Below are 12,040 nucleotides of genomic sequence, written 5' to 3'. Positions count from 1 at the left end.
CGCGGCAAAAGGACGCAGATTATCGCTGCCGTCCCGCTGAGCCAAGCGTGCGGCTCTATTTGTCGGATGGACTTCGAGCTTCATCCAGGCGGGTACTGGCCAGTTCGTCGAGGATGCCGCAGCCACCGGACGATTGACTACCGGCGCAGCAGCTACGTAGGTCCTGGAGCTGTCGCTCCAGCGCATGGAGGCTTTCCAGACGCGTGCGGACGCGCTCGAGCTGCTCATCGATCAGCAGATTGATATCGCTACAGCTGGCATCCGGATGGCTGGAGAATTCCAGCAGTCGTCGGACATCGGCCAGTCCGATGTCCAGCGCCCGGCAATGACGGATGAATACCAAATGCGCGAGTTGCTTCGATGAGTAGGACCGGTAGCCGTTGGCTCCCCGTTCCGGGGCCGGCATCAAGCCGACCTTCTCGTAGTAGCGGATCGTCTCGACATCGACGTCTGCCGCCGTGCTCAGCTCACCTATGCGCATCATGGCCTCCTTCTTAATGCTGCGATCGTTGACTGACCGAAATGGGCTTGACCCTGGAGCCGCTCCAGGGTGTGCAATGGCTCCGAATATAGTTCAGGAGGCATTCCATGTCGTCGAGATGCTGTGATTCCGGTTGTTCAACCCAGGCGGTCAGCCCGCGCTTTCGCAATGCCCTGTGGATTGCGCTGGCGATCAACCTGTCCATGTTTGTCGTGGAAATCGTCAGTGGCTTACGCGCTGGCTCGGTCTCGCTGCTGGCCGATGCCATCGATTTCGCCGGCGACGCCGCCAACTACGGCATCACCCTGGTCGTGCTGTCGATGGGGCTGGTGTGGCGCTCACGCGCCGCAATGGTGAAGGGGTTGTCGATGCTCGCCTTCGGGGTTTTCGTCGTCGCCCGCGCCGGTTGGTCGATCTATGCCGACGTCGTGCCGGAGCCACTCACTATGGGCGTCATCGGCGCGCTGGCGTTGGTTGCCAATGTCGTCGTGGCGCTGATGCTTTACGCCTTTCGTGAGGGCGACTCCAACATGCGTTCCGTCTGGTTGTGCAGCCGCAACGACGCAATCGGTAACATCGCCGTGATGATCGCAGCGGCCGGTGTGTTCGGTACCGGTTCTGGCTGGCCTGATTTTGTTGTGGCGCTGATCATGGCCGGGCTGGCGTTGTCTGCCGGTTTCTCGGTGGTACGTCAGGCACGGCAGGAGTTGCGTACGTCCCGCTAGGCACGCCTAGTTGGCAATGGCTGCAACCAGCACCACGGCAGCCACAGCCACCAGCGCCAGTCCGGCGGCGGCCAGCTTGCCTACCGTTTCGGCGCTCATGGCCAGCGCCTTGCCCTTCGCCTGATCGCCGAAACGGCCTTCGAGACGATGCAAGCCTTCTACAGGCTGGAACAGATTGTCTGGCTGCTCGGCGGTGGTCGGCTCATCGGTCATCTGGCCGCTCCAGGCTTGTTTGGCCATCATCCTATCGAGCAGGCCGGGCATGAACATATTGCCGATGATCGCCTGGAACGACGCGCGTCCGAGCCACAATTCGCGCGGCGCATCGGTTGCAGCGCGGACAATCGCGCGAGCCGCGACCTCGGGCGTATGGATCGGCGGGACCGGCTGTGGACGTTTTTGCATTTTGTTACGCGACCAGTCGAACTGCGGCGTGTTGTGCGCCGGTAACTGGACCATTGTCAGCCGCACCCGGCTGTTGGTATGGATCAGTTCGCAACGCAGCGAATCGGTAAAACCGCGAATGGCGAACTTGGCCGCGCAATAGGCCGACTGCAGGGGAATCGCCCGATAGGACAATGCCGAACCCACCTGGACGATGGTGCCGCGATTGCGCGCCTCCATATATCGCAGCGCGGCCAGCGTGCCGTGAACGAAGCCCAGATAGGTCACTTCGGTCACGCGCTTGAATTCCGCGGCGCTGATCTTGTTGACCGGTCCGAATACAGTCGCCATGGCGGCGTTGACCCAGATTTCAATCGGCCCCAGTTCTGCCTCGATTCGTTCGGCCGCCTGATCGATCGCTCCAGCGTCGGCAACGTCGGCGGAAATGGCCAGGACCTTGGCGCCGGCAGCTTCAAGTTCGTCGCGCGTGTCAGACAGGCCCTGTTCGCCGCGCGCAATCACGGCAACGCGAAAGCCTGCCCGCGCCAATGCATGGGCCGTTGCGCGGCCCACGCCAGCGGTGCCTCCACAAACCACAGCAGCCAGTCCGCGGTCGCTCATAAAAAACTCCTGTCTGGATCGAGTTAACGCAGCAGCCTGTTCCAGCCGGCATAGCGATGACGAATCGGCCCGCGCGGCAGGCTCATGCCGATCACCAGCACACCGGCGATCAAGCTACCAACGGTGGCGGCAAAACCGGCGCCCTCGAGAAATGAGGGCGCGGCGATCAACCAGGCGCCAATCGGGAAATTGAGGAAACGCAGCGGTCGCGCGACCTCGGCGAAGGCCAGCACCGAGACGGTGATCAGCAACGAGCCCATGAGGTGGTCGCTGTTAGCCATCGCACCTTCGGTACCGAAGATCAGCCGCGTGCACATCAGCCAGACGCCGATTGCACAAAGCAGCGTGAGCCCCCAAGGCAAGTTGACCCCGCGAAGCCCCTTCAATGTCATGGCCGACAGGCTGCCATCGAACTCGGGCGTGTTGTCTTCGCGCGCACCGTCCATGGCATCGCCCTGGAAAAATGTTTTCCAGAACGGTTTGCCGCGGCGGCGAGCATCCTTCAGAAACTGCCCCATGGCGACGAGTTCATCCAGCGCGTAGGGCATCATCACCAGCATCGCCAAGGCCTGGATCAGGCACAGGGTGCACCAGGTATTGATGAAGATCGGCTGGGCGATGATGAAGAAGATGCTCACCGCGCCCAGCGGTACTACCACCACGCCGAACGCGGCGACCATCCAGGGCATGGTCCGCCAGCGGCGTGCATCGCCCATCACCGCCATCAGCAGCTCGATCATGTAAGCCATGACGCCGACTCCGGCGTCGGGCACCGGCCAGGCGCGGGACATATCGGAGGTGATTATGGTTTCCGTGCCGTTGGGCTGACTGCCAAAGAACGGGTCCCAGGCATTGGCGGTATGACCGAGTTGGTAGGCGGCGAGATAGCGCGCCAGCAGAATGCCGATCACGGCGAGAATCGCGATCGGCAGTCGCTGCAGCCAGGTCGACGGGTTGTAATCCCAGCCCGGTGGCACCGCGGCCTTCTGCATCATCCCGGACATGCTCATGCCGGGCATCATCGGCACCAGCGTGGAGAAGGCTATCACCAGCCCGCCGACCAACAGAGCGTTCCCATAGCTGGCCGGCGACGGCGTCCAGAACAGTAGCGGGGCGAACATCAGCCACAGTCCCATCGTCGTGTTCGCCCACTGAGCCCAAGCGATTCGCTTCAGCGAAAGGACCGAGAACAACACGATCAGGGCACCGCTGATGACGTCACTCCAGGTCATCAGCAGCGCGCGAGTGGCCACGTCTGGCAAATCGCGCTCGGTCGTCAAACGGGCGAGATCAAGGTCGCTTGCCGAAATGTTCGTATAACCGAAAATGAACGGCGCGCTAAGCACCCATAAACCGAGCAAGGCGTTAGCGAAATGGCACCACAGGGTGGCGAGACGGCGCCGCTCCATCATTTGCATGTGCGCGTCCATGCTCATATCCGACGGCATGGCGGCCTGTCTCAAGTATTCCCCTTGATGCTCCACGAACTCTCCTCATACGAAGATGGGTTGGGTTCCGCGACCAGCTGCGAGCGGGCGTTCCGTCAACGGCTGCGACAGGGTCGTGCTCAATTGACAGGGATGGCTTGGGTGAGTTGCAGAAAACGGACGCTAGCAGGCGAACCGAGCGGCACGGATCGTGGCGCTTTCGGGGTCTTCATTCTCGTTGTGCTACCGATGGAGGTAGGCGGAGCTTGCGGGTCGGCTTATCTATTCGGAGCAATCCGGCTCGACCGTAAAGGTCTTGGTCGAATCCACGAGACCGACAGTTTCCAACGTGCGGCGGCCAACGAGTACCGGGTAATTCATCTTGTCGCGATCATTCAGTGAAAATTGCTCTTCGTAGATAGTGTTGCCCAGGCATACCTTCATCATCACCACAGGCCGTTTCTCGGCGCCGCCGGCACCGCGTACCTTGATGTCGCGGACCACCTCGCGCTCTAGGCGTTTCTCGATCTTCTTCTCGGTATCGATGTCTTCCATCTCGAGGGTAAAGCGCACCCAGTCGTCCCCATTCTTTTCGAATCGGTCGATGTTTTCAGCATGCATCGATGAAGTCAGCGCCCCGGTATCGAGCTTGAACTTCACGGCGACCTTCTCCGGGAAAATCAGCCCTTCTTCAACCCAACCGAAAACCTTCGGCGAATCGGCAAAAACCGCCGCGCTGCCAAGCGATAGGAGCAGTACTGCAAGCTTCGCAGCCATGCATCGGCTTATGGAAAATCGTTGGGGCTGGAGCATCGATTACCTCAAAAGTGGCAATTGCTGTGATCACGATAGAGTCGCCCCGTCTGAATACGTTCAGGTTTTTGCCTTCCTCTGATTGAGACCAAGGAGAGGCGCAAGCGACAACAAACTGGCGGAGATGGTCTATTGGCAAATTCCATCACCCTTATTAAAAAACACAATCGGACGGCTGCCGCTTGTTGCACTCCATCAATAGGGTCGCCTGCGATTACAGCGGTAAGTGCGCTGGGTCCCAACTGACCAAAAAGGAGGCTGTTTCTAGGGAAGTCCAAAATTGAGAGGTGAACCATGTTCGTCCATAACAAACGACTTCAATACACCGTGCGCGTGGCTGCTCCGAACCCCGGGCTGGCCAACTTGATGCTTGAGCAATTCGGCGGACCGCAGGGCGAGTTAGCCGCTGCCATGCGCTATTTCGTCCAAGGCTTATCTGAGGATGATCCAGGTCGCAAAGACATGCTCATGGACATTTCTACAGAAGAGCTAAGCCACCTTGAGGTCATCGGCTCCATCGTCGGCATGCTCAACAAGGGTGCCAAAGGTGATTTGGCTGAGGGTGTGGAGAAGGAAGCTGACCTGTATCGCTCCCTGACCGGCGGCGGCAACGACTCGCACATCACATCGCTGCTGTACGGCGGCGGCCCGGCGCTGACCAACTCGGCCGGAGTTCCCTGGACGGCGGCCTACGTTGACTCCATTGGCGAACCGACGGCGGACCTGCGTTCCAACATTGCCGCCGAGGCGCGGGCCAAGATCGTCTACGAGCGCTTGATCAACGTGACCGATGATCCAGGTATTAAAGACGCGCTTAAGTTTTTGATGACCCGTGAAATCGCTCACCAGAAATCGTTCGAGAAAGCACTGCACGCCATTCAGCCCAATTTCCCTCAGGGCAAACTGCCGGGTGAGCCAGAATTTGCCAACGTCTACTACAACCTGTCGCAAGGCGAGGGCGACCTGCGCGGGCCTTGGAACCAGGGGCCTGAATGGGAATTTGTCGAGAACCCGCAGCCGGCGGTGGACGGTGGCGATGGCAAGCCGTCTGTGGATCTGAGTAAAGATCAACAGAAGGTGCTGCAACAAATGGCGGTACGGACCCAATCCGATGTCTCTGTAGACCCCATGACAGGAGCCGACCTCGGCTCGGGCAAAGCGGTAAAAAAAGGCAAAGCCTGACGGGCGAAACGCAGTGCTGATACGTCTGTGACAGGGCGCCTCGACGCTGCGTTTCGTTTGTGGCTGATACTCGTTCGAAGCCGGCCTCGAGCCGGCTTTTTTGTGCCGCATTGTCGAAATGTGCCGATGCCGAGTGGGCGCGTTCAATGACGGTTGTGCAGCGGCACCACGACACCCGAATTCGGACGCCGGAGCGTGTCGCTGATCGCTACGTTGAGCGAATGCTGTGTGAACGGCTTGGCCAGCGTGTGCAGTGGGCGACCTTCCTCCGACAGTTCCGCATAGCCGCTGACCAACAGGACCGGCAGATCGGACCTTTCAGCTTTTACAATCTTGGCCAGCTGGGTTCCAGTCATTCCAGGCATCATCTGATCGGTGACCAGGATATCGAAAGTCCCCTGCTGGCGAAGGATCGTCAGGGCCGCTTCGCCGCCATTCACTGCGGTGACCCGATGGCCCAGGTCCTCCAGGAGCTCGGCCGTGTTGGCGAGCACGAGGGGATCGTCATCCACGACGAGAATCGACAACGCGGGTACGGATGTCACGATGGGCTCGTTTGCCACCTCCGGTGACGGCGTGGTTGCTGAAGCGTGAACACCCAGCGGTAGCCACAGCTCGACTGTTGTCCCTTTGCCTAGGCTGCTCTCGATCACTAGTCGCCCCCCTGACTGCTCGGCTAAGCCGTGAGCCATTGAAAGGCCTAGGCCCGTGCCCTTGCCTGGTCCTTTGGTCGTGTAGAACGGTTCGGTTGCCCGGGCAAGCGTCTCCGGGCTCATGCCGGCACCGTCGTCGCGCACGATCAAGGCGACGAACTCCTGCGTCGGGTGTTCCGGCGATGGGCTGAATGCACGCAGTTGGCCTTCAATGCAGATCGTGCCGCCTGCCTGCATGGCGTCTCTTGCGTTGACGACTAGGTTGATCAGCACCATTTCGAGCTGATTCGCGTCGACGTAAGCAGGCGGAAGGCTGAGAGGGAACCGCGTTTCAATGTTGATGTTGGCCTCGACCGAGCGCTGCAGCAGCCCCCGCATGTTCAACACCACGTCCGGTAGCACGACGGAACTAGGTTTCAGCTCCTGCTTGCGGGCAAAGGCCAGCATGCGTTGAACCAGACCTGAGCCGCGTTGCGTCGCCTGCAGCGCGTTCTCGATCAGGCTACCGACACGAGCTGTGTCGTTCGGCAACCGTTTGCGAAGCAGTTCGAGATTTCCACCTACTACCGCGAGCAGGTTATTGAAGTCATGAGCGATACCGCCGGTGAGCTTGCCGATCGCTTCCATTTTCTGGGCCTGACGGAGCGCGGCCTCTGCATGCCGACGTTCGGTGATGTTCACCAGACCGCCGATAATGAGCGCGCCGCGATTGGTCTGCTCGAGACGCGTGGAGGCCAGCACATCGATGAACGCGCCAGCCCTGGCCACCAGGCGGTATTCGGCGTTGAGGCATTCGCCGGTTTCGAGCAGTACAGGCCAATCCTGGCTTAGCATCTGACGCGCAGAGTTTTCGGTCATGAAGTTGATCAATGGCCGGCCGATCACGTCCGCTCGGCGATGGCCCATCAACACCAGCCAGGCATCGCTGACCGACTCCAGTCGGCCTTCTTCGTCCAGCGAATGCAGGGGCAACGGTGTCTTGCTATAGAGTTCGCGGAACCGTTCTTCGCTCTGGCGCAATGCCGCCGCTTCCCGCTCGCTGATGATCGCCATGCGCCTGTCGTGCATCGAGGCGGCAAGGCCGAAAAACAGCACGATGAAGGTCGAGCCGGCGACCGATAGCGCCATTGTCATCAGGTCCAGGCCGCTGCCGGAGGCTGCGGGCATCGCATCGTCCATCGGCGTGAAGCGCGCCCCTGCCATGGCCGAGTAGTGCATGCCGGCCACGGCAAACCCCATGGCCACGGCGGAGACAGTCTGCAACGACAATCGTCGTCCCCGCGCGGAGAGCCAGAGCGCTACGGTGGCCGCGCCGATTGCAATGATGAAGGAAGTGATGACCCACAGCGGGTCATAGGACAGTTCGGCATGCATCGTCATGGCGGCCATGCCCATGTAGTGCATTGCGCCAATTCCAAGACCCATGAACAGTCCGCCGATCCCGAGCGTCCTGCGGCCCAGCCCTTGGGTGCCGACTGCGAAAAAGCTGATCGCCGTCACCACAATCGGCACGACCAGCGACCAGAGGGTAAGCGCCAGATCGTATTGGATCTCCATGCCGGGCATGCCGAACGCAAGCATCCCGACAAAGTGCATCGACCAAATGCTGCCGCCCATGCATACAGCTGCTGCGCACAACCAGGCGTGTTGCATCCAGCCTGTTGCAGCTCGTGCGCGGCTGGCTAGGTCGAGCGCCGTGAAGGAGCCGGCAATGGCAATCAGGATGGACAGGCTCACCAATGCGGTGTTGTAGGTGGTAGGCATCGCAAGATCCGTTGAGACATTCGAGGCTGTCGCCCTTTATGTATTACACGAGTCGTCGATGAGCGCCAGGTCGCTGGTCTATAGGTGCGATCGACGGATGCTGGGGCGGGCGACTTTCACGACGATCGGTTAGGCCTGGTAAACGTGGCAGCTGACGGCACAGCCTGTCACCTGTCATCAATGGTGCTCGGTGCTAGCTGACCGGAAGCTAGCATGAGGGGAGCGGCAGGTACGTGGCCATTCGGAAGCGGATCAGTTGCCAAGCTGCGAAAACAAAAGGCATAAAAAAGCCGGCTTGTGGCCGGCGTTTTACTATATTTAAGTGCTTGATTCTATAGTTAATTTACATATCGTATTTTTTTGTACCCCCGCTTGTCCCCCCAATTCTGCGTTGCGTGGTCCAAGCACCATATCTCTGCTTGCACTGAAGGACTCTGTGGAAATCTCAAACTTATGGCACTATCGCTGGAGATAACTACAACGGCGGAAGCTGGTCGGCTTAGGGCCTGCTATGTGCCTAGTAATTGAATGCGGGGGCGTCAGCCTCCGCCAAACGTGCGGCCCTGATGGTATGGAAACCAATCCACCCCGGAAATCGAAGCGGAAAAATGGCTTTGCGGTCAAGCGCGGCGTCATTCCGCCGTCATCGCAGGTCTTACTATTTCACTCCGATCAGTGGGAAAAGCTCATTGAGCATGCTTGCCGAAACCGTCCTTTGGGCGACGGGGCGAAATACGTGTTCGTCAAGCAGCTGGGCGGCGCCGGCGATGGCGGGCGTGACGTCGAAGCGCGCCTGGTTCCAGCTTTGTCTGAGCATCAGTGGGATCTTTTTCAAGGTAAACATTACGACCATGCATTGATGCCCACCGATGTTTTCAAAGAGTTAATCAAGTTTTTCAAGCACCTGGAGGCGAAGACATATCCGGCGCCACGGTATTACTACCTCTGCGCGCCACGCGGCGTGGGCAACGACCTTCATAACCTTCTGAGCAAGCCCGACGAGTTTAAGCAGCGATTACTGGATGACTGGAGAGCGGAAAAGACCGGACTCAAGGGGCGTGCTAAAGAGATAACCCCGGCAATCGAACAACTTGTGATGGACTTCGATTTCAAGAACATCTTGGAGTGCCAGACGCGAGACATACTTGAGTGGCATGCGTTGGATCAAAAGGCGCACTTCGAGCTGTTCGGTTTTGAGGGCGAGCGCGGTGATGATCCCTTGGCACCCGACACGCCCACCGCACAGGAGCAAATCTACGTCGAAGAATTGTTGAAGGTCTATTCCGAGCTGACCGGCGATGATCTGACGCTGGACGAGCTGATGGACTCAGACTCCTGCGGGGAGCATTTCCAGAGTCAGCGCGCATTTTTCTACTGTGCTGAAGGCCTGAAGATATTCAGTCGAGACACCTACGGTGAAGCAGAGTTCGACGCGCTGTTGGACATGGTGCTTGTTGGCATCAAGTCGAAGGTCAATAGCCCTCGACATAAGGGCAGTCTAGACCGGCTCGAGGCCGGTACCGAAGGAGCGCAACAGTTAGTCGTCAATGACAGTAATCTGACTCCTAAGCTGCGGCCTGGGGATCTGCCAGGCACCTGCCACCATTTGGTAAACCAAAGGAGGCTCAGGTGGGTCAAGTAAAACGGCGCCCTTTGCCTGTGTTCAACTCCCCGTTCGAGCTCGGCATTCGCATGGTCTACCTCCTGCAGGCTCTCATGCCGCATGGTGCGGACCTTCAGAAGCTGGTGCTTTTGGACTATGCCATCGTGTATTCGGCTGACCTGAACGGCCCGAGCAGCCTACATACACCCATCCCATTCCGTGGCGCAGAGCTCATGAGTAGGCGCGAGCTGATTGAGCAAGGCCTCTATCTCATGAGCACACGGGGCTTAGTAACGGCGATATGGGGCACAGATGGCATCACTTACTATGCGGGAGAAATCGCTAGGGCTATGACTGGAGCTCTGACGTCCAAGTACTTGCGTGAGTTAGAGCAGCGCTGCGCGTGGGCAGCCGAGCGCTATGGACACGTTGACTCCTCCGAGCTGACTTCTAAGTTCGCTGCGAGCGGCCACCTGTGGGGAGCGGAACTCGAGCTAATGGCGCGGGATGGAGGTGGTGCATGGGCATAATTCTCACGTCGCTGTCCGTCCATGGACCAGACCGTGAGGTCGCCGAGGTCCTATTCCATCCCGGGCGGCAACTGATTCGAGGCCCTAGCGAGACCGGCAAGTCCTATATCTACGACTGTCTCTGGTACATGCTAGGAGGTAACGACCTTCCCGAATCATTTCCGCTCACGCAGGGCTACCAGGAGTTTCGCTTGCGGTTCAAGACCGCGGAGGATGAGTACGAAGTACGCCGGGGGCTAGCCGGCGGAGGCGCCGCCGTCTACACGCGCGTGCTCGGTGATGACAAGGATCAATCGTTCGAGCCGCTAGACCGGGAGCTCGGGGAGTTGCTCGTTGAGTTGTGCGGGGCGAGTGGCAAACAAATTCTTCGCAACCACAGCAAGCGTGGCGTCGTGACGGGTGACGATCTTCGCCACTGGTCGTTGTGGTCGCAGTCCAACATTCCTGCCAAGCTGCCCATCGCGGGGAGCGCCTATGCAGCATCGAAGCATGAAGCGGCGTTCCATTTATTTTTGACAGGTACTGATGATTCAGCCATCCAACTTCGGAAGTCCGCAACCGAAACTGAACGCGCCCGAGGCGAATTACAGGCTGCCGAGACTGCCCTGAAGCGCATCGAAGCCCTTATGCCAAAAGACTTAAAACGCAACGAGGTGGAAGAGGCGCTGGAGCGGGTGGATACGACTCTGTCGGCGATGACGAGCCAGTACGACGCGCGTGCTTCTACCCTGAAAGACTTGCGCAGGCAGCTTACGAACGTTTCCGACGAATTGCGCCAGGTTGAGAATGAGCGGAACCACTCGCGGTCCATGATTGGTCGCTTCGAACTGCTTGACGAGAAATATGCAAACGACCAGGCGCGCCTCGGAGGTACCAGCGAGGGAGTGGCGTTCTTTCAGGAGCTCCCGACGGTAGACTGCCCGTTGTGCGGAACCCCAGCAGAAAGCCAGGTGGATCCTGACGATTTGCGCCCTGCGGCGCCGAGCCGCTATCGAGCAGCTATCGCTGCTGAAGCAGAAAAAATTCGTTCGCTCCGAGTGGGCTTGCTCGCAGCCCTACAGCATGAGCGAGACCGCCACGGTAATCTCAACGCGCGCGCTTCGACACTTGCTGCTGAGCTCAACGTGCTGCAGAACCGCGAAGCTATGGTGCTAAATAACACCCGTGTTGAATTCTCTGCCAATCCGAAGATATTGGCGTTGAGACGTTCAGAGCTGTCTGAACAACTAAGCTATTTCGACGAAATACAACATTTTGTTGCCGAGATTGATCGCCTAAAGAAGGCGACCGTGCGCAAACGTATTACTGTAGTTCGCGAGGGTGGTGCATTTGGTCGTGAGGTCGCCAATCGCGCCAAGGAATTGCTGAACACTTGGGGGTTCAGTTTTATCCAGAACATCTCTCTTGATGATCCGTCCTGTGACCTGCGGATCGATGATCGTTCACGCCTGAGCTATGGCGCTGGTGTGAGGGGCTTGTTCCTGTCCTCTTTGGCGGTTGCACTGATGGAGCACGCGCTTGAGAAAGGACATCCCCATCTCGGCGTAGTCGTCCTCGACTCGCCACTGAAGACGTACGCGGATCCTGACTCCACCGAAGAGCATGAGGTGCCGCCTAAGACGATCGTTGACCGGTTCTATAGCTGGATGTCGACTTGGCATGGGCGTGGTCAAGTCATCGTTCTCGAGAACGAACCGATCAAGCCAGAAACGGCGGCAGAGCTCAAACCTATTACATTCACACGTATCTTTAGCAAGGGGCGATACGGCTTTTATCCCCTACGCGATGATGCAACCGACGAAGGCGATGCGGATTAGAGAACATCCAGCTACTTGCTTTAATCTTTAAGCGCCATCA

The 12,040-nt window shown here is 58.8% G+C and carries 10 protein-coding genes; 5 read left to right on the top strand and 5 right to left on the bottom strand.

The features are described from left to right. Positions 1-55 precede the first annotated feature (55 nt). Positions 56-481 (bottom strand): Cd(II)/Pb(II)-responsive transcriptional regulator, encoded by a 426-nt coding sequence (locus NAV33_RS04120; protein ID WP_255977264.1) that lies wholly within the window; start codon positions 479-481, stop codon positions 56-58. A 107-nt stretch (positions 482-588) separates the two neighbouring features. Here NAV33_RS04120 and NAV33_RS04115 point away from each other — a divergent pair, with 107 nt between their 5' ends. Next, entirely contained in the window at positions 589-1,206 is a 618-nt protein-coding gene (locus NAV33_RS04115) for a cation transporter (RefSeq protein ID WP_255977262.1), read from the top strand. A 6-nt stretch (positions 1,207-1,212) separates the two neighbouring features. On the opposite strand, the gene NAV33_RS04110 is transcribed toward NAV33_RS04115, so the two are convergent. The 3 genes from NAV33_RS04110 to NAV33_RS04100 form a co-directional block, all read right to left on the bottom strand. Continuing rightward, entirely contained in the window at positions 1,213-2,211 is a 999-nt protein-coding gene (locus NAV33_RS04110; RefSeq protein ID WP_255977260.1) for an SDR family oxidoreductase, read from the bottom strand. A 23-nt stretch (positions 2,212-2,234) separates the two neighbouring features. After that, entirely contained in the window at positions 2,235-3,695 is a 1,461-nt protein-coding gene (locus NAV33_RS04105) for a vitamin K epoxide reductase family protein (protein ID WP_255977258.1), read from the bottom strand. A gap of 225 nt (positions 3,696-3,920) precedes the next feature. After that, positions 3,921-4,415, bottom strand: a complete 495-nt coding sequence (locus NAV33_RS04100; RefSeq protein WP_255977256.1) for an ATP-dependent zinc protease — start codon at positions 4,413-4,415, stop codon at positions 3,921-3,923. A 330-nt stretch (positions 4,416-4,745) separates the two neighbouring features. On the opposite strand from NAV33_RS04100, the gene NAV33_RS04095 reads away from it, so the two are divergent. After that, positions 4,746-5,633 carry a manganese catalase family protein gene (locus tag NAV33_RS04095; protein ID WP_255977254.1) on the top strand — a complete coding sequence of 296 codons (888 nt, stop codon included), beginning with the start codon at positions 4,746-4,748 and terminating at the stop codon, positions 5,631-5,633. A gap of 143 nt (positions 5,634-5,776) precedes the next feature. Here NAV33_RS04095 and NAV33_RS04090 read toward each other — a convergent pair whose 3' ends face one another. After that, positions 5,777-8,050 (bottom strand): MHYT domain-containing protein, encoded by a 2,274-nt coding sequence (locus NAV33_RS04090; protein ID WP_255977252.1) that lies wholly within the window; start codon positions 8,048-8,050, stop codon positions 5,777-5,779. A gap of 571 nt (positions 8,051-8,621) precedes the next feature. On the opposite strand from NAV33_RS04090, the gene NAV33_RS04085 reads away from it, so the two are divergent. The 3 genes from NAV33_RS04085 to NAV33_RS04080 are packed head-to-tail and all read left to right on the top strand — an operon-like array spanning position 8,622 to position 12,000. After that, positions 8,622-9,692, top strand: coding sequence for an ABC-three component system protein (locus NAV33_RS04085; RefSeq protein ID WP_255977250.1), 1,071 nt, complete (start codon positions 8,622-8,624; stop codon positions 9,690-9,692). Continuing rightward, positions 9,680-10,183, top strand: coding sequence for an ABC-three component system middle component 2 (locus NAV33_RS21505; RefSeq protein ID WP_423836628.1), 504 nt, complete (start codon positions 9,680-9,682; stop codon positions 10,181-10,183). The genes NAV33_RS04085 and NAV33_RS21505 overlap by 13 nt, the downstream gene beginning before the upstream one ends. Continuing rightward, entirely contained in the window at positions 10,174-12,000 is a 1,827-nt protein-coding gene (locus tag NAV33_RS04080) for an AAA family ATPase (RefSeq protein WP_255977248.1), read from the top strand. Before NAV33_RS21505 ends, NAV33_RS04080 begins: the two co-directional genes overlap by 10 nt. Positions 12,001-12,040: the final 40 nt, after the last annotated feature.

The sequence above is a fragment of the Stutzerimonas stutzeri genome, from assembly GCF_024448715.1.
Taxonomy (GTDB): Bacteria; Pseudomonadota; Gammaproteobacteria; order Pseudomonadales; family Pseudomonadaceae; genus Stutzerimonas; species Stutzerimonas stutzeri_AR.
Note: the sequence above shows the minus strand (reverse complement) of the source record. Positions and strands in the feature narration are given on the sequence as shown.

Coding starts and splice junctions, on each gene's coding strand:
- NAV33_RS04085 (WP_255977250.1), top strand. CDS start 8,622: ATGGAAACCAATCCACCCCGGAAATCGAAGCGGAAAAATGGCTTTGCG.
- NAV33_RS04090 (WP_255977252.1), bottom strand. CDS start 8,050: ATGCCTACCACCTACAACACCGCATTGGTGAGCCTGTCCATCCTGATT.
- NAV33_RS04120 (WP_255977264.1), bottom strand. CDS start 481: ATGCGCATAGGTGAGCTGAGCACGGCGGCAGACGTCGATGTCGAGACG.
- NAV33_RS04115 (WP_255977262.1), top strand. CDS start 589: ATGTCGTCGAGATGCTGTGATTCCGGTTGTTCAACCCAGGCGGTCAGC.
- NAV33_RS04110 (WP_255977260.1), bottom strand. CDS start 2,211: ATGAGCGACCGCGGACTGGCTGCTGTGGTTTGTGGAGGCACCGCTGGC.
- NAV33_RS04095 (WP_255977254.1), top strand. CDS start 4,746: ATGTTCGTCCATAACAAACGACTTCAATACACCGTGCGCGTGGCTGCT.
- NAV33_RS04080 (WP_255977248.1), top strand. CDS start 10,174: ATGGGCATAATTCTCACGTCGCTGTCCGTCCATGGACCAGACCGTGAG.
- NAV33_RS04100 (WP_255977256.1), bottom strand. CDS start 4,415: ATGGCTGCGAAGCTTGCAGTACTGCTCCTATCGCTTGGCAGCGCGGCG.